Genomic DNA, 17,651 nt, shown 5'->3' with positions numbered 1-17,651 from the left:
GGCGGTCCCGGTCAGTCGCGGACCGGGCCGACCGTCCACTTCGGCAGCTCGTGGCCGGTCCATGCCGGCGGTTCGTCCTCGCCCGACTCCTCGTCGATCTCCGCATCCTCAGCGGTCTGGTGCACACGGCCCTGCGCGTGGTGCACCGGCGAGTAGATCGAGTACAGGCGCAGCGGCTCAGAGCCCGTGTTGATGACGTCGTGCCAGACGCCGGCGGGCACCTGGATCGACCAGCCGTCGGACACGTCCTGCTGGAAGTTCAGCTGATCCTCGGCGGGACCCATGACGCAGCGTCCCTCGCCGCCGTCGATCCGGAGGAACTGGTCGTTCTCCTCGTGGACCTCGAGCCCGATGGATTCGCCCACCGGGATCGCCATGAGAGTCACCTGCATGTAGCGGCCCGTCCACACGACCGTGCGGTACGTGTCGTTCTCCACGGTCGCAGTCTCGATGTCGAATGCGTTGGGGTTGGGTCCGTTGTCGATGCGGTCCATTGAGCGGATTCCTCCCTGTCGATGCTCCGGGGCTCCGGGGCTCCGGGCCCGGCTTCGGGATCGATCCCGAGGCCCGGACTCGTCTGAGAGAACCCTAGCCGTCCCACCTGCGCACCGACAGGGAGGGATGCATATCCTCACACCGCGTTGTCGAGCCCCTTCTTCCGCAGCTGTTCGCGCTGGCTGGGATGAGTGGAGGGGCGGAACGGCATCTCGACGACTTCGGCCGCCACCGGGACTCCGGGCTCGTCGGCGTACTCGTCCGGGAGCCAGACCCACAGCTCGGTGCCCAGCGCGGTGTCGCGCAGCGGCACGTAGCCCATCGCGATGTTGATCTCGAGCTCCGGCGAGTACCACGGCGAGGTCACGTACCCGACCGGTTCACCGTGCTGCTGTTCGCTGATCAGCCAGAAGTCCGGCGCGTAGTCGTCGATCGGCCGGCCCGCAAGCTTCAGCCCAGCGAGCTGCAGCGAGTACGGCGGCCGCCCGTCCTCGATCTCGTTCCGTGCCGCTTCGAGCGCCTCCTTCCCGATGTACTCCCCCGGCTTCTGCCGCGGCACCTGGTAGGCGAGGTTCACCTGGAAGGGGAGGGTCTCCGCATCCATGTCCTGGCCCCACGACAGGATGCCCGCCGCGATCCGGCGGTGGTGCGCCGGCGCCACGACCCGCAGACGGTGCGCCGCGCCCACCTCGAGGATCGCGCTCCAGAGCGTCTCCGCGTTGAGCGTGGAATCCTGCAGGTAGATCTCATAGCCCTTCTCACCGGAGAACCCGGTCTGGGAGATGATCACCTCGCAGCCGCGGATCGTCGCGGCCATGAGCCCGTAGTTGGGGACGTCGGCGACGTCGTCGCCCACGAGGTCGATCATGAGGTCGAGCGATTTCGGCCCCTGGATCTGCACCGGCGAGACATCGATCTCTGCGATGTCGACGTCGAACCTCCACCCGACATTCACGCCCTGCAGCCAGAGCATGAGGTCGGAGTCCGACAGACTGAACCAGAACTCGTCGTCGGCGACCCGCAGCAGGACGGGGTCATTGAGGATGCCGCCGGCCTCGTTGCAGAGGATCACGTAGCGAGCGCGCATGGCCGGGATCCTGGTGGCATCGCGCGTGATCACCCGATCGACGAAGGCCTCCGCATCCGGCCCCTTGACCCGGATCTGCCGTTCGACGGCGACGTTCCAGAGGGTCACGTCGTTCACGAGGGAGTCGTACTCGACCATCATCCCGCCCTCGTCGGGACGGACGTAGCCGCGCGGGTGGTACATCCGGTTGTAGACGGAGGCGCGCCAGCAGCCGTGCTGCATGGACAGGGCCCAGTACGGCGACTTCCGCACGCGGGTGTCGATGAGCATCTCTACGGGAGTCGGTCCGGACTGCCGGAGATTGATGGGGACCAGCCGGTCGCGCTGGTCGATGGACGGGACGTTGAAATGCATGGCATCCTCCTCAGCGAGTTCTGCCCTCCGGGATCCCTGTCCCGCATCCCGGGCTTCAAGTATAGGATTCCGCACTGCCCTCGAACAAGAGACCGTTCCCGCACGATGACCCGCTCGAATCCCGCATGGACAGCGTGTGCGGGTGAGCGGCGACAATGGAGTCCCGGGCGAAGGGAGCCCTCCGATGACCAGCGACCCGACGACCAGCGACGACCGGTCCCGCGCACCGCTGGACCGCCTCCTGAGCACAGCGCGGCTCGAGGTGCTCCCGACCCGGACGGTCACCGCCGACGTCCGGGCCCATTCCCCGCAGCACCGCACCGTCACGGTCACCGCGTCCGAGAGCCTCGGGCTGGAGGCGACCCTCGCCGTCGCCTGCGCTCTCCGCGCCGACGGCCGCCGAGTGGTCCCCCACGTCGCCGCCCGCATGGTGTCCGGCAGATCCCACCTCGAGGACATCGTCGCGCGGCTGCACTCCGCAGGCGTCGACGCCGTCTTCGTCCCCGGTGGCGACGCGACCCCCGGGCCGGGGGCCTACACCTCATCACTCGACCTGCTGCGCGACCTCGCGCGGATGGACCACCCGTTCCGCGATATCGGCGTCGCGGCCTATCCGGAGTCGCACCCGACCCTCTCCGACGCCGAGGTCGTCGACGCCCTCGCGGACAAGCAGCCGTTCACGACGGAGATGGTGAGCAACCTGTGCTTCGATCCGGACACGCTCTTAGCGTGGATCCGCACCGCACGGGATCGAGGCACCGCCCTGCCCCTCTGGCTGGGAGTCCCCGGTCGCGTGGACGCCGCCCGCCTGGCGCGAGTGGGAGCCCGGATCGGGGTCGGCCAGTCGCTGCGCTTCCTCACGGGGAAGGTCGGAACGATCGCTCGACTCATCGCACCGGGCGGCTACGACACGCAGCGCTTCCTCACCAGGATGCGGAGCGCACTCGAGGACCCGACGTCCCGGGTCGCGGGGCTCCACGTCTACACGTTCAACGAGATCGCGAAGACGGAGGCGTGGCTCGCAGACGAGACCGCCACTCACTGACGGTGCCGCGCGGGGAGCTTCGCCAGACCGCGCGACAGCAGATCTGCCTCCTGGACCAGGAGACGACCGAACTCCTCGATGCGGGCCGTCATCCGCACCGCCGGGCCGGAGATGCCGATCGCCGCGAGCACCGCTCCGCCCTGCCCGCGCACCGGCGATGCGACAGCATCGAGGCCCAGCTCGAAATCACCGTGCGTGATGGCGAAGCCGCGGGTGCGGATGAGCGCCGCGTCCTGAACGAGGTTCGACTCGGACAGCACCACCCCGTCGGAGCAGCGGGTGAGCGATCCCTTCGGCAGCTCGAGCGAACCGAACGCGCTCAGGACCCTCCCCAGCGCAGAGCAGTGGATCGGCACATCGATGTCGACCCAGTTCGCCGCGCCCAGCACGTAGCTCGAATCGACCTGCGCGGCGTGGACCACCCGCCCACCGCTGGGCAGCCCCAGATTGACCGTCTCCCCGGTCTTCTCCCCGATCCGCTCGAGGGTGGGGGTCGCAGCGGCCGCGAGGGCCTCGGTCCTGTCGAAGCGCGCGGCATACGCCGCGAACAGGGGACCGCCACGGTAGGCGCCGTCGGGCATCCGTTCGAGCAGCCCGTTGTCGTGCAGCGAGGCCAGCAGGCGCGACACCGTCGAACGCGCCATGCCGGAATGCTCGACGACGTCCGTGAACGACACCGGCGCCGGGGCATTGATGACGAACATCAGGAGTGCGGCGGCCCTGTCGATCGATTGTGTGCCCTGGCCCATCGGTTCCTTCCGCCTGCCCTGTGTGGAGTGGACCACAATCATACGGGTGACGCCGAGGTGCCGGCTCCCCCGGAGGGGACCGGCACCTCGGCGTCGGTAGACGGCTGACAGCCGTCGGTCACTGCACCGGGCGGCGGGGAGGGAGGGAGTCCGTCCACCGGCCGGCGGACGGTCTCACGCCGCGAACGGGAAGGGACTCCTCGCCGCCCGGTCGACCATGAACCGCTGGTAGGCCTCCACGGTGAAGGAGTCCGGCAGGTCGTCGCCCAGCGCCCCCCAGCGCAGCAGCTCCGCGGAATCGCAGAAGTGGTCCAGCGGATTGCGCGACGTGATCGCGAGCTCCTCCGCCACGTACCGGTCCACCAGCACGGTGGTGAGCACGCGGCCGTTGTCCATCTTCACACCGCGGCGGATCCACTGCCAGATCTGCGCACGGGAGATCTCCACGCTGGACACGTCCTCCACCAGGTGGTCGACCTTGAGCGCGCCCTTCCCCGACAGCCATGCGTTGAGGTAGGCGATGCATGCACGGATGTTCGTGCGGACGCCGTCCTCGCTCACGTGCTCGCGCAGGTCCTCGGGCGTGGGCAGCCCGTCGCGGGAGAGGAGGTCGGCCGACGTGATCCGGCCGTTCTCACCCGTTCCGTCCGTCGCAGGGATCCGCTCGATCTGGTGGTCGGCATCCCCCAGCACCGCGTCGAACGCGTCACGCGCCACCGGGATCAGGTTCGGGTGCGCGACCCAGGTCCCGTCGAAGCCCTGTGCGGCCTCGCGCTCCTTGTCCTCCCGCACGCCCTGCTGCGCGACCGCGGTGAGATCCGGGTCCTCGCGGTCCGGGAACGCCGTGGCCATGCCACCCAGCGCGTGGATGCCGCGGCGGTGGCTCACGTCGATGATGCGCCGCGCGTAGCTCGTGAGGAACGGCAGCTCCATCGTGATCTCCTTGCGGTCGGGCAGGAGGAAGGAGCGGTCGTGGCGGAACGCCTTCGTCATCGAGAAGATGTAGTCCCAGCGGCCGGCGTGCAGGCCCGCGCAGTGATCGCGCAGCTCCCAGACGATCTCCTCCATCTCGATCGCCGCACCCAGCGTCTCGATGAGGACCGTCGCACGCAGCGTGCCCGGCTCCAGGCCGAGCAGCTCCTGCGCTCGCACGAACAGACGGTTCCACCAGCGCGCCTCCGCGGCACTCTCCACCTTCGGGATGCAGAAGTAGATGCCGCTGCCGCGCGCTGCCAGCTCCTGGGCGTTGTGGAAGAAGTACAGCGCGAAGTCCACGAGCGAGGCCGCCGCCGAGGTCTCCGATCCGTTCCGGTCGACGTACCGCAGGTGCGCCTCCGGCATGTGGAGACCACGGGGCCGCACGACGATCGTCGGCTGCTGCGCGTCTGCGCGCCTACTCGTGCGCTGCTCGTAGTACTTGCCCACTCGCGTCACGTGCTTGAGGCGGTTGCGCACCGCCGCACGGAGGTTCACCTGGCCGAGCACCACGTTCGACCACGTGGGCGACATGGCGTCCTCGAAGTCCGCGAGCCACGAATCGGCGTCGGAGTTGAGCGCATTGACCGCCGTGCGGCCATCCGGTGCGCCCGTGATCTCCACGCGGCGACGGGACAGTCCCGATGCTCCTGCGTGGCCGATCGCGCGCCAGTCCGCATCCTCACGGATGTGACGGGTGTCCTCGCGGTGGCCCGGCAGGTCGCCGCGGGCGATCGCATCGTTGCGGGGGCCGCGCTCGGTGAGGAGCCGGCGACGCTCCGTGAGCAGCTCCGCGTGCAGCTGTGCGAGGAAGTCGAGCGCCTCGTGGGTGAGGACCGTGTCGAACGTGGGCTCCATGGGGCCGGCGACGACCATGCGGCCGCCGGCGGTCCGAGCGGACGGGGACGGGTGCAGCTCCTGTGTGGAGGAGGTCGGGAGGGAGGACATGGATGCTCCTGAGCGAGTCGTGTGGCGGAGGATGTCGGTCGCGCGGACCAGTGCGAGCGGACCAGTGTGAGCAGGCCAGTGCGGGTGAGCCCGGGGGGGTGGGAGGCGGGCGGGACGGGTGAAGAAATCGGCCGCCCCGGCGCAGGGAAACCCCAGAAACCCTGCGCCGGAACGGCCGATCCGCTTCCTCCGAATTCGCCGGCCGGCTCAGCCGGCGTCTTCGGAATGGTGAGGTCTCACGGCGTGGTGGCCGGGACCTCGACTGCGGGCTCAGCTGCTGAACTGAGCGGCTTCGGTCGAATCCTTGAGCGCGGTCGTCGTGGAATCGGGGTTGATGGCGGTCGAGACGAGGTCGAAGTAGCCCGTTCCGGACTCGCGCTGGTGGCGCGTCGCGGTGTAGCCGCGAGCCTCCGCCGCGAACTCCTTCTCCTGCAGTTCGACGTATGCGGCCATCTGGTTGCGGGCGTAGCCGTGGGCCAGGTCGAACATCGAGTGGTTGAGCGCGTGGAAGCCGGCCAGCGTGATGAACTGGAACTTGTAGCCCATCGCACCGAGCTCGCGCTGGAACTTGGCGATCGTCGCGTCGTCCAGGTGCTTCTTCCAGTTGAACGACGGCGAGCAGTTGTAGGCGAGCATCTGGTCCGGGTACTCCGCGTGGACGGCGTCGGCGAACTGCTTCGCGACCTCGAGGTCCGGAGTGGAGGTCTCCATCCAGAGCAGATCCGAGTACGGGGCGAATGCCAGCGCACGGTCGATGCAGGGCTCGATGCCGTTGCGGATCTTGTAGAAGCCCTCTGCCGTGCGCTCACCGGTGACGTACTTCTGGTCGCGCTCGTCGATGTCCGACGTCATGAGCGTCGCGGCCTCTGCGTCCGTCCGGGCGATGACGAGCGTGTTGACGTTCTCCACGTCCGCCGCCAGACGCGCGGTGTTCAGGGTGCGGACGTGCTGGCCGGTGGGGATGAGCACCTTGCCGCCCAGGTGGCCGCACTTCTTCTCCGAACCGAGCTGATCCTCGAAGTGGACGCCCGCCGCGCCGGAGTTGATCATGCCGCGCATGAGCTCGTAGACGTTGGCGGTGCCGCCGAAGCCCGCCTCTGCGTCCGCGACGATGGGGGCGAACCAGTCGTCCACCTTCATGTCGCCTTCCGAGCGCTCGACCTGGTCGGCGCGCATCAGTGCGTTGTTGATGCGACGGACGACGGCCGGCACCGAGTTCGCCGGGTAGATCGACTGGTCCGGGTAGGTCTGGCCCGCGAGGTTCGCGTCCGCCGCGACCTGCCAGCCGGAGAGGTAGATCGCCTTGAGGCCGGCCTTGACCTGCTGCACGGCCTGGTTGCCGGTGAGGGCGCCCAGCGAGTTGACGAAGTCTTCGGTGTGGAGGAGGTCCCACAGGCGGTCCGCGCCGTGACGGGCGAGCGTGTGCTCCTCGATGAGCGAGCCGCGCAGCTTGACGACGTCTTCCGCGGTGTAGTCGCGAGCGACTCCGGACCAGCGGGGGTTGGTCGCCCAGTCGCTCTGGATGGCCTGCGCGTCGTGGATGTTCTGCTGCGTCATCGTCGATCTCCTTCAGGGGTTGTGTACTGCGTCGTGCTGCGGTGTGACACCCAGTCTTCCGGAGGAGAACCCGCTGGACGAGACTTTTTCCGGTGAAGTTCTGGCGGATTTCTGTCTCAGTGAAGAAATCACGTTCTTTCGCACATCCGCTTCTTCTGCCAGAGTGGTCGCATGGTGATCACCACACGCATGCAGCGCGCCGCAGAGCACTCCGACGACAGCGGCACCGACTCCTCCGCCGATGCCCTGAGCATCGGCCGCCGCATCCGGCACTACCGCACGGCGGCGGGGCTGACGCTGGGACAGCTGGGGGAGCGGATCGATCGCGCGCCGTCGCAGATATCCGTCCTGGAGAACGGGAAGCGCGAGCCCGGTCTAGGGCAGCTGCGGGACCTCGCGGCCGCACTGGGCGTCACGACGGACGACCTCCTGGACCCGTCTCCCGTCGACGCGCGGCAGGCACTGGAGCTCGAGGTGGAGCGCAATCAGATGTCGCCGCTCTACAGTTCTCTGCACCTTCCTCCAGTGAAGGTGAAATCCCTGCCGCAGGACGCGCTCGAGGCGATCGCAGGCCTCCAGCGCCAGCTCACCACCATGGTGCGGCGACGCGCGGCCACTCCGGAGGAGGCCCGCCGGGTGAACCGCGCACTGCGGGAGCAGATGCGCCAGCAGGGCAACCACTTCCCCGAGCTGGAGAAGGTGGCGGGCGAGGTGCTGGCGCGGATCGGGTACGACGGCGGCCCGCTGTCGCAGCGCCAGACCGCCGCGGTGGCCGATCACCTGGGGTACTCGCTGCACTACGTGTCCGACCTGCCCTCGTCCACGCGGGCGGTCGCGGACACGGAGAATCAGCGCCTCTACCTCTCCCACGACGACGTGACGGGACACGACCCGCGCTCCCATCTGCTCACGGCCCTCGCGTCGCACATCCTGGGCCATTCCGCACCCGCGGACTACGAGGAGTTCCTCACCCAGCGGGTCGAGGCGAACTACCTGGCCGCGGCGCTCATGCTGCCCGAATCGGAGGCCGTGCCGCTGCTGCAGCGCGCGAAGAAGAACCGGTCGATTTCTGTGGAAGAGCTCCGTGACGTGTTCGGAGTCTCGTATGAGACGGCTGCGCACCGGTTCACGAACCTCGCGACGGCGCACCTGGGGCTGCCCGTGCACTTCATGAAGGTCCATTCTTCTGGAACCGTGCATAAGGCGTACTCGAACGACGGGCTTCCGTTCCCCACCGATCCGCTGGGAGCGATCGAAGGGCAGTACGCGTGCAAGCGCTTCACCTCACGGACCGTGCACCGGGTCGCCGACCGGTTCAGCCCCTACTTCCAGTACACGGACACACCGAGCGGAACGTACTGGTGCACCGCGCGCGTGCTGCCCGGCGGTGAGTTCTCCGTGAGCGTCGGGGTCCCGTTCGCCCACGTGGGGTGGTTCGACGGTCGCGACACGACGAAGCGCTCCGCGTCGAAGTGCCCCGATCCCTCCTGCTGCCGGCAGGCGCCGGACGAACTGGCGGAGAAGTGGGAGCACGCGAGCTGGCCGTCGGCCCGCACGCACGCGTCCCTGCTGGCCGCGGTGCCGCCCGGCATCTTCCCGGGCGTGGACACGACTGAGGTCTACTCGTTCCTCGAGAAGCACGCGCCTGACGAGGAGTGGGGCGAGCAGTCCGGGCATCGGAGCGCTCGGTCCTGACCACGGCGCCGGCGCCGGTCAGAGCCAGTCGGACTCGTCCGCGGGAAGCCAGCTGATGGGATTCGTGTTCCGGCCGTTCGAGATCGCGACGGTGAGGATGTTCGCGAGGTAGCGGTCCTCCGACACCTCCAGCGGCTGACCTGACGGGCTGCGGGTCACGCGGAGGTGGCGCAGGAGCGGACGACCGCGCGAAACGCCGAGCAGCATCGCGTCCTGCTGACCGCACACCGCCGCCGAGAACACATGGTCGGCCCCTGCGAAGACCACGCCGTGCACATCGGCGAGCTCGCGGGTCACCGATTCGAGATCCGCCGGCATCGCCTCGACCAGTTCACCGAGCCACTCCGGGTACCGGGTCCTCTCGACCATGACCCTCTCCCCGTCGAGTGAGCGCACTCGCACGACGCGGAGGACTCTGCTGCGCGGATCCACCGTGATCGCGCGCGCGGTCTCCTCCCCCGCGATCTCCCACTCCTGCTCGATGACCAGCCCGTCCGGCGTGCGATCGTGCGCGGTCGCCCACTGGGCGAAGCTCCGGAACTCCTCCTGGGCCACCGGCGGACGAGGGATCCGCAGAACACTCTTGCGCGCGCCCCGACGGCCGCTGAGCGTCCCCTCCGCCACGAGCAGGCGCAGCGCCTCGCGCACTGTGCCCGGTGCGACGCCGAACGACAGTGCCAGCGCGGCTTCCGAATCGAGGCTCCGGCCCACTGCCAGGTCACCCGAGCGGATGGAGTCGCGCACCTGCTCCGCGATCTGCTCGTAGCGCGCGGCCGGCGCTCCCACCGCCATCGCGTTCGACCCGTTCTCCATCGTTTCCTGCCCTCCGTCCCGAACCCGGGGACCGTCCGATCTGACCGCCCCGGAAGCGCGTGCTTCCCGACATCCGGCCGTCCGAGCCGCGTGCGCACGCACGACGCCTCCCACGCTAGCGGGTCGCTCCGCGCGGCACAGCGCGGATTCCGCGACGTGCCACCCCCTCACCCAGAGTTCATCCGGTGGCATCCCGCCATCCCCTTCTTCGACATCTTCACTGGAGAGGTTGTGACTGTACGGAGATCTTCACCAGTGAGGATCTCTCGGGACGGCGCCCGTCGATCGAGCGCAGAAGAGCCCGGGTCACCCCTCACCGCCGGCCGCACGGCTGCGCGCACACGAAAGGCACACCTCATGCTGAAGCACACCCGTCTGGTCACGGCGTCGCTCTCCCTGGGCGCGATCGCCGCTCTCTCCGCCTGCGGAGGAGGTGCCGCGGAATCCGACGAGTCCGCGAACTGGCGCTCCGCGACCTCAGTCGAGGAGGGCGGGGGCATGGACGCCCTCGTCGAAGCCGCGCAGTCCGAAAGCACCCTCAACGTCATGGGCCTGTACGAGGACTGGGCCAACTACGGCGGCCTGCTCGACGCGTTCTCACAGACGTACGGCATCGAGATCGAGAACGACACCTCCACCGGTGCCAGCCAGGACCTCGTCAACGCGGTGAAGAACCGCCAGGGCCAGGAGACCTCGCTGGACTACCTCGACACGGGCGCCTCGTTCGCCGTCAGCGCCGATGCGGAGGGCCTGCTCGCGGAGTACCGTCCCGCTTCGGTCGACGACCTCCCTGATCAGATGCAGTCGGAGACGGGCACCTGGTTCAACCACCTCGGCGGCACGATGGCGATCGGCTGCGACGCCGCGGCCGTCGACACATGCCCGGAGTCCTTCGAGGACCTGCTCGACGAGCAGTACAGGGGGCAGATCGCCATGCCGGGTGACCCGACCACCGGCGAATCGTCGTTCATGACGGTGTTCGCCGCCTCCCTGGCCAACGGCGGGACGCTGGACGACATCAGCCCCGGCGTCGACTACTTCGCGGAGCTCTCGGAGTCCGGGAACCTCATCCCCTCCGAGGCCGTCGCCGGCACCGTGGAGACCGGTGAGACCCCGATCGTGATCAATTGGGACTACCTCCTTCTCCAGTGGGCCGACGACCTCGCGGACGGCGGCGTCGATCTGCAGACGACCATCCCGGCGGACGGAACCGTCTCCTCGTACTACGCCGCCTCGGTCAACGACGACGCACCGCATCCCGCCGTCGCCCGCCTCTGGCAGGAGTTCGTCTTCAGCGATGAGGGGCAGAACCTCCTGCTGGAGGGCTACGTGAAGCCGGGGCGGCTCGACGCGATGATCGATGCCGGCACGGTCGACGAAGAAGCGCTCGCGGCGCTCCCCGAGACCCCGGCAGACGTCCCCCTGCCGTCGCAGGAGCAGCGTGAGTCCCAACAGGCCGTCGTCGCGGACACCTGGGCACAGTCCGTCGGATGACCACCAGCCCTCCTCCGCACACGCGCGCGGCCCCCGTCAGCGGGAACGAGGCCGCCGTCCCTCGCCGGCGCGGGTCCGCGCCCTCGCCGGCGTGGGCGGCCCTCGCGCCGCTCGCCGTCCTCATCGCGCTGTTCTTCGCGGTCCCCGTCATCGGGATGACCACGACCTCGCTCCTGGTCCCCGCGGACGAACCCGGGACCCGGACCCTCGGCCTGGGCAACTTCGCCGCGCTCGGCTCCGGGTCCCGCCTCCTCGCCCTCGAGAACAGTCTATTCCTCTCATTCGTCGCGGCGACCGTGGCCGCCCTGCTCGGCGGGATCTGCAGCTGGGCAATCTCCGCACTCCGGTCGAAGGCCGTCGACTCGCTCACCGCGGTCGTCTCCAGTGTGCTCGCGAACGACGGCGGTGTTCCGCTCGCGTTCTCGTTCATCGTCTCCGTCGGCAATACCGGCTACTTCATCGCGCTCGTGACCGCGGTCGACCCCACCTTCACGCTCTACAGCACGAAGGGCCTCATCCTCATGTACCAGTACTTCCTCATCCCCACGATGATCCTGCTGACGCTGCCCAGCTTCGTCGCACTGCGCCGGCAGTGGCGAGAGGCGAACACGTCGCTCGGCGGCACCTCCCTCACGTTCTGGCGCCGCGTCGGCCTGCCCATCATCACGCCCGCACTGATCGGCGCATGGATCCTCATGTTCGGCGCCGCGTTCGGCACGCACGCCTCTGCGGCCGTCCTCATCGGATCCGGCGCCCTGCCGCTGATCCCCCTGGAGATCGCCGGGCAGCTGGCCGGGTCCGCCGCGACCGGGGGCGAGGGCGTCGCGATGGCGCTGGGCGTCACGACCGGCGTGATCGCCGTCGTCGTCCTCATCGGCTTCAACGCGCTCACACGGCGCACGGCACGATGGCTGGACGCATGAGTCGCCGCGCCGCAGCACCGACCCGTGCGCTCGCATGGCTGCCGATCATCGCGCTCGCGATCTTCATCCTCACACCGCAGGTCAGCTCCCTCACCTACGCGTTCTTCCGCTCGGACGGGACCTTCACGACGGACGGCCTCACGGGGCTCGCGGACTCCGGAGCGATCGTGGCACCGCTCATCCGGAGCCTCGTCATCGCCTCCCTCACGGTCGTCGTCCTCGTCGGCACGCTCGTGCCGGCCGTCGTGGCGGTCCATCTGTGGGCGCCGAAGCTGCGCTCCGTCCTCGGCATCCTCTGCACCCTGCCCCTCGTGATCCCCGCGATCGCGATCGTCGCGGGACTGTCCGCCGTCCTGCGCGGGCTCGCCTCACAGGGTCGCGGCAGTGTGGGCATGCAGATCAGCACGGCGCTGCAGTCACAGGACCTGCCGCTCGTGCTGGTCGGCACGTATGTGGTCCTCTGCCTGCCGTTCACCTACCGGTCGATCGACTCCGGCCTGTCGACGCTGCCGCTGCGAACGCTCTTCGAGTCGTCCTCGGTCCTGGGAGCGAGCACGCCGGACACCCTCCGGCGCGTGGTCCTCCCGAACATCGCGGGCCCCGTCATGTTCTCCGCGTTCTACGCGTTCGCGCTGTCGATCGCCGAGTACACGGTCGCGGCGACCCTCTCCATCCCCATGCTGCCGGTGTACCTCAACACCCTGTCCAGCACGAACTTCCGCGGCTCGATCACACTGTCGGTGCTGCTCAGCCTCACAACCTGGCTCCTGCTCGCCGCCGCGACCGTCAGCGCGTCGCGCTTCGGCAGGACGTCCGCCCCCGCTTCCCGGAAGGAAACCACCACCCGATGAGCACGCACGTGCAGACCGCAGGGGCCTCCGCCACCGGCTCTGATGAGCCGATGTCGGTGAGCTTCTCCCGCATCCACAAGTCCTACGGCTCCACGAGCGTCCTCACAGATCTGTCGATGGAGGTCGACGCCGGGTCCATGGTGAGCATCCTGGGGCCGTCCGGCTGCGGGAAGACGACGACCCTGCGGGTCCTCGCCGGGTTCGAACCCGTCGACAGCGGCGATGTGCTCGTGGGCGGCCGCTCGATCCTCGGACTGCCTCCCCGCAGGCGGGACATGGGGATGGTCTTCCAGAGCTACAGCCTGTTCCCCAACCTCAGTGTCGACGACAACATCGAGTACGGCCTGCGGATCCGCCGGATCGATCGCGCCGCGCGCCGGACCCGCACGGACGAACTCCTGGACGTGTGCGGACTCGGCGGGATGGGCGACCGCTATCCGCACCAGCTGTCCGGCGGACAGCAGCAGAGGGTCGCGCTCGCGCGGGCCCTGGCCACTCGGCCCAAGGTGCTCCTGCTCGACGAGCCCCTCTCCGCACTCGACGCCGCGGTGCGCTCGTCGCTGCGTGACGAGATCCGCAGGGTGCAGCAGGCGCTCGGCACCACGACGGTCTTCATCACCCACGACCAGGGCGAAGCGCTCGCGATCGCCGACCGGGTCGCCGTCATGAACGCCGGCAGGATCGAGCAGTACGCACCGCCCCACGAGGTGTACGCACACCCCAGCACCCCGTTCGTCAGCCGCTTCGTCGGGACGATCAACGAGGTCGCCGTCCCGCGATCGTGGAGCGCGTCGGACGACCTGCCCGTGGATGCGCTCGGCGACGACGTCGTGTTCATCCGTCCGGAGGATCTGGCCGTCGACCCGGATCCGGGAGGACAGCTCGTCGTGACGCGCCAGACCTACACCGGAGAACGGACGATGGTCCGGCTGGGACGCCCCGGCGATGACTCCGTCGAATGGTCCGCATCGCTCGCATCGGCGGACGCGCACGCCGTCCCTCCGGGGACCCGGGTCCGCACCCGCGTGACCGGTCAGCCCGCGATGCGCCTGCCGGTCGGCGAGGCGGGCGGGCGGTGGGCATGAGGACGTTCGACGCCGTCGTCTTCGACTGCGACGGGGTGCTCGTCGATTCGGAGGCTCCGTGGCTGTCACTCATGGGCGGCTACCTCGCGGACCTGGGGCTGGAGGGGATCGCACCGTCCACCCTCCGCGGCATGGCGTCGCAGGAAGCTGCGGTGGAGCTGGGCCGAGTCCACGCGGCGTGCGGTCAGCGCCCAGCCGCTGCGCGGCGGTCTCCCCCCTCCGTCGCCGAGGTCGACGCCGCCTACAGCGCCGCGCTCGCCGGCCTCGCTGACCCCATGCCCGCTGCGCCGGAGCTCGTGCGCTCGCTGGCGGGCGCCGTGCCCATCGCCGTCGCGAGCAACGGCCGGCGCCACGACGTCCACGGGCTGCTGCGGCGGGTCGGCATCATCGACCTCTTCGACGCGATCGTGACGATCGAGGACGTCAGGCGGGGCAAACCGGCACCGGACCCGTATCTGCTGGCCGCACGGTGGCTCGGCGTCGACGCCGTCGACGTGCTCGTGCTCGAGGATTCGAGCCCGGGTGCGGCCGCCGGCCGAGCGGCCGGATGCACGGTCATCGGAGTGAACGATGATCCCGACGCATCCCTGCCCGTCGACCTCCGGCTGCGGGACCTCGGGGATCTCGACTGCGAGGTGCAGGCGCATGAGAGCGGCCGCGGCCGGATCGCCGTGAGCGGTCCGTGGGCCCCGGCCTCCCCCGCATGACGGACACGACGACAGATGCTCCGGTGCGGCCGACGCACCAGGGCGACCGACGCGCCGAACGACAGGTGCACAGCAACGAGTCCGGACGACCCGGATGCACGCGAGAGGAGAGGACCGCATGACTCAGGACGACGAGTTCACGCTGCAGACATGGAACGTCTGGTACGGCGGACGCGAGGTCGACTACGGACAGGAGAAGCAGTACGCGATCGCAGCGCAGCACCCCGCACATGTCCTCGCGATGCAGGAGTGCTGGGGCACGGCGGCGGAGAACCTCGCCGCCAGACTCGGAGCATTCCACGCACAGCACGGCTGGGACACCGCCGTCGTGAGCTCCGCCCCGCTCACACCCGTGAGGACGACGACCCTTCCGTACGCTCAGGCCGCGCTCGTGGAGCCGGTCCCGGGCCAGGGCGAGGTGCTGGTCTGGTCGGTGCACCTCGCTCCCTACCCGTACGCTCCCTACCGGGCGCTCGCGGGCGAGGGGCAGGCGACCGCGGACTACGAGGAGGAGCCGCGCGTCGAGCAGATCCGTGCGGTGCTCCGGGAGACGGAGCGGATCCTCGCGCAGCAGCCCCGCGGTGCACTCCCGGTGGTCGTGTGCGGAGACTTCAACGCCCCCGCCACCGGGGACTGGAGGGACCGCGAGGACCGGCCCGACATCCGCTGGGCGTCGACCGATGCACTGCTCGAGGCCGGCTTCGTCGACTCGTTCCGGCAGGTGCACCCAGACGCCCTCCTCAGCCCGGCCGACACCTGGTCACCCATCGAACCGCTCACCCACGCCGGGCACGCGCAGAAGCCGGAGGACGGGCGCACCGACGGCGCGGAGCCGCGCGACCGGATCGACTTCATCTTCTCCCGCGGGCTCACCGTCAAGGACAGCGTCATGCGCGGCTGCACCGCCGAAGGTCTGGTGGAACCCGGTTTCGAGGACGTGGGCGGAGCATGCGATCTCATCCCGGACCACCGCGGGAACAGGTTCCCCTCCGACCATCAGGTGGTCGAGACCCGGTTCGCGTTCCCCGCTGCGGAGTGACCTGACGACGGCGCGGCGCCTGCACGGGTGGAAGCCTCCACCTCGCCGGGCGCCGCGCCGTCACGCTCGTGGGCGAGCCTCACCGCACGATCGTGAGGTCGATCCCCCTGCGCTCGGGCAGGCGCCATGCGGCCCACAGGGCGAGCGCCGCGGCGAAGGCGATGAAGAGGTTCGAGGCCCACGGGACGCCCTGGCTCACCGCCAGCTCGTTCACGTACGGGGTCGTGCCGCCGAACACGGCCGTCGCCATCGAGTAGGCGAAGCCGATCTTCGCCGTGCGGCTGGCGGTGGGGAACGTCTCCGCCATGACGCTCGCCAGCAGCGCCGCACCCGCGGACAGCAGGAACAGCGCGACCGACGTCGCTGCGAACAGCGTCCAGGGACGGGCATCGATGAAGCCCATGAGGGGGAAGACCGTGACGATGGTGCCGACGGTGAAGACGTACAGTACGGGCTTCCGACCCCACCGGTCGGACACCGCACCCCAGAAGGGAAGCGAGGCGAGCCCGACGAGCAGCGCGGCGACGAGCGCCCAGTACGCACCGCTCGGGCTCATGCCCTCCTGCGTCTGTGCGTAGGTCGAGACGTAGGACGTCCACGTGTAGTTGCTCGCGGCGACACCGGAGACCAGGAAGAAGATCAGCACGATCGACAGCGCCGGGCTGAGCGGCTTGAGCGTGTCCGCGGAGAATGAGTCCGCTCCCAGCCCGTCTCGGGCGGCGACGCGGTCGGCCAGCCCGACCACGGCCTCGGCTGTGGGGTCAGCCGTCTGGTCCCCGGCGGTGGAGCCGGGGGCACCGGCGCTGCCGGTCTCGGAACGACCGGCCTCGGAACGACCGGTCTCGGAATCGACCAGATCGGCACCGGTGTCTTCGTCGTCCGCGCCCTCCTGGAAGACCTGCGATTCGACCATGCCGATGCGCAGCCACAGCGCGACGACGGCCAGCACCGCTCCCAGCAGGAACGGGATGCGCCAGCCCCACGCCTGCACCTGGGGCTCGGAGAGTGCGCCCGTGATGACGCCTCCCACCACGAAGGCGAGGAACGCACCTCCGAAGATCGTCATGAAGACGGCCGATCCCCAGAGCCCCCGCCGGCGGGCCGGCGCGATCTCCGCGACGTAGGAGTTCGCGGTCGCGGACTCGCCCCCGTGGGCGAAGCCCTGGATGATGCGGGCCAGCAGCAGGAGGAGCGAGGCGGCGAGCCCGATCGACTCGAAGGTCGGCAGCAGACCGATCGCCACGGACGCACCGGCCATCATGAGCATCGTCGTGACGAGGACGAACCGGCGGCCGCGGCGGTCCGCGATGCGGCCGAACACGATGCCGCCCAGGGGCCGGAAGAGGAATCCGATCGCGAAGACGCCGAACGTCGCCAGCAGGCCCGACACCGCATCGTCGGGGTTGAAGAGGGCGAGGGCGATGAACGGCGCGAAGACCGCATAGGCGCTCCACTCGTACCATTCGAGGAGCTGGCCGACGATGCTCGCGATGAACGACTTCCGCTGTCGTCGCCGTCCGATGCGGGCGAGCTGCGACCCCTCCGGAGTCGCAGCGACTGCGGTCTGCGCAGGTGTGGTCATGGTCGCGTCCTCCATCGGGTGCGTGTGCTGGGGTCGGATGCCCGGGCCGGCCCGGGGCCCGCGCCGGCCCGGGGCCCGCGACTGCATCGGGCGTCCGGGCCGATTCCGGTGTTCGTGAGAAGCCTGCCGTCCTCGCATCGCATCGATGGCCGCAGAGGTCATCTCGGGTCATGATGCGTCACACTCCGACACACGGGCACTCGCTGGCTTTGCGAGTGAGGCACGCCTTACCCTGGCGGAGGACTCCTCGTG

15 protein-coding genes are annotated in these 17,651 nt (G+C 69.5%); 8 read left to right on the top strand and 7 right to left on the bottom strand.

Annotated elements, in window-relative coordinates:
• Window positions 1-11: 11 nt before the first annotated feature.
• Window positions 12-494 (bottom strand): cupin domain-containing protein, encoded by a 483-nt coding sequence (locus tag BJEO58_RS05685; protein WP_101588485.1) that lies wholly within the window; start codon window positions 492-494, stop codon window positions 12-14.
• Between the two features lie 137 nt (window positions 495-631).
• Complete coding sequence (locus BJEO58_RS05680; protein WP_101588483.1) at window positions 632-1,936, bottom strand: glycine cleavage T C-terminal barrel domain-containing protein; 1,305 nt, start codon at window positions 1,934-1,936, stop codon at window positions 632-634.
• Between the two features lie 184 nt (window positions 1,937-2,120).
• On the opposite strand from BJEO58_RS05680, the gene BJEO58_RS05675 reads away from it, so the two are divergent.
• Window positions 2,121-2,981 (top strand): methylenetetrahydrofolate reductase, encoded by an 861-nt coding sequence (locus BJEO58_RS05675; protein WP_101588482.1) that lies wholly within the window; start codon window positions 2,121-2,123, stop codon window positions 2,979-2,981.
• On the opposite strand, the gene BJEO58_RS05670 is transcribed toward BJEO58_RS05675, so the two are convergent.
• The 3 genes from BJEO58_RS05670 to aceA form a co-directional block, all read right to left on the bottom strand.
• Window positions 2,975-3,730, bottom strand: a complete 756-nt coding sequence (locus BJEO58_RS05670) for an IclR family transcriptional regulator (RefSeq protein WP_101588480.1) — start codon at window positions 3,728-3,730, stop codon at window positions 2,975-2,977. The two genes, BJEO58_RS05675 and BJEO58_RS05670, sit on opposite strands and share 7 nt — an antisense overlap.
• Before the next feature lie 174 nt (window positions 3,731-3,904).
• Entirely contained in the window at window positions 3,905-5,653 is a 1,749-nt protein-coding gene (locus tag BJEO58_RS05665; protein WP_101588478.1) for a malate synthase, read from the bottom strand.
• Window positions 5,654-5,923: 270 nt separating this feature from the next.
• Complete coding sequence (gene aceA / locus BJEO58_RS05660) at window positions 5,924-7,210, bottom strand: isocitrate lyase (protein WP_101588476.1); 1,287 nt, start codon at window positions 7,208-7,210, stop codon at window positions 5,924-5,926.
• A 171-nt stretch (window positions 7,211-7,381) separates the two neighbouring features.
• Here aceA and BJEO58_RS05655 point away from each other — a divergent pair, with 171 nt between their 5' ends.
• Window positions 7,382-8,905 (top strand): helix-turn-helix transcriptional regulator, encoded by a 1,524-nt coding sequence (locus tag BJEO58_RS05655; protein ID WP_101588475.1) that lies wholly within the window; start codon window positions 7,382-7,384, stop codon window positions 8,903-8,905.
• Between the two features lie 18 nt (window positions 8,906-8,923).
• Here BJEO58_RS05655 and BJEO58_RS05650 read toward each other — a convergent pair whose 3' ends face one another.
• Window positions 8,924-9,718, bottom strand: coding sequence for a GntR family transcriptional regulator (locus tag BJEO58_RS05650; protein ID WP_180951840.1), 795 nt, complete (start codon window positions 9,716-9,718; stop codon window positions 8,924-8,926).
• Between the two features lie 357 nt (window positions 9,719-10,075).
• Here BJEO58_RS05650 and BJEO58_RS05645 point away from each other — a divergent pair, with 357 nt between their 5' ends.
• The 6 genes from BJEO58_RS05645 to BJEO58_RS05620 all read left to right on the top strand — a co-directional run bounded on the left by BJEO58_RS05645 (window position 10,076) and on the right by BJEO58_RS05620 (window position 15,817).
• Window positions 10,076-11,212 (top strand): extracellular solute-binding protein, encoded by a 1,137-nt coding sequence (locus tag BJEO58_RS05645; RefSeq protein ID WP_101588471.1) that lies wholly within the window; start codon window positions 10,076-10,078, stop codon window positions 11,210-11,212.
• Window positions 11,209-12,135 (top strand): ABC transporter permease, encoded by a 927-nt coding sequence (locus BJEO58_RS05640; protein ID WP_101588469.1) that lies wholly within the window; start codon window positions 11,209-11,211, stop codon window positions 12,133-12,135. Before BJEO58_RS05645 ends, BJEO58_RS05640 begins: the two co-directional genes overlap by 4 nt.
• Window positions 12,132-12,986, top strand: a complete 855-nt coding sequence (locus BJEO58_RS05635; RefSeq protein ID WP_219617076.1) for an ABC transporter permease — start codon at window positions 12,132-12,134, stop codon at window positions 12,984-12,986. The genes BJEO58_RS05640 and BJEO58_RS05635 overlap by 4 nt, the downstream gene beginning before the upstream one ends.
• Window positions 12,983-14,071: an ABC transporter ATP-binding protein gene (locus BJEO58_RS05630; protein WP_101588466.1), complete on the top strand. Its 1,089-nt coding sequence runs from the start codon at window positions 12,983-12,985 to the stop codon at window positions 14,069-14,071. Before BJEO58_RS05635 ends, BJEO58_RS05630 begins: the two co-directional genes overlap by 4 nt.
• Window positions 14,068-14,778, top strand: a complete 711-nt coding sequence (locus tag BJEO58_RS05625; protein WP_180951839.1) for an HAD family hydrolase — start codon at window positions 14,068-14,070, stop codon at window positions 14,776-14,778. The genes BJEO58_RS05630 and BJEO58_RS05625 overlap by 4 nt, the downstream gene beginning before the upstream one ends.
• A gap of 118 nt (window positions 14,779-14,896) precedes the next feature.
• Complete coding sequence (locus BJEO58_RS05620; RefSeq protein WP_180951838.1) at window positions 14,897-15,817, top strand: endonuclease/exonuclease/phosphatase family protein; 921 nt, start codon at window positions 14,897-14,899, stop codon at window positions 15,815-15,817.
• Between the two features lie 79 nt (window positions 15,818-15,896).
• Here BJEO58_RS05620 and BJEO58_RS05615 read toward each other — a convergent pair whose 3' ends face one another.
• Window positions 15,897-17,399 (bottom strand): MFS transporter, encoded by a 1,503-nt coding sequence (locus BJEO58_RS05615; RefSeq protein WP_101588461.1) that lies wholly within the window; start codon window positions 17,397-17,399, stop codon window positions 15,897-15,899.
• Between the last annotated feature and the right edge of the window lie 252 nt (window positions 17,400-17,651).

Origin of the sequence: Brevibacterium jeotgali (assembly GCF_900169175.1) — a bacterium.
Classification (GTDB): domain Bacteria; phylum Actinomycetota; class Actinomycetes; order Actinomycetales; family Brevibacteriaceae; genus Brevibacterium; species Brevibacterium jeotgali.
Note: the sequence above shows the minus strand (reverse complement) of the source record. Positions and strands in the feature narration are given on the sequence as shown.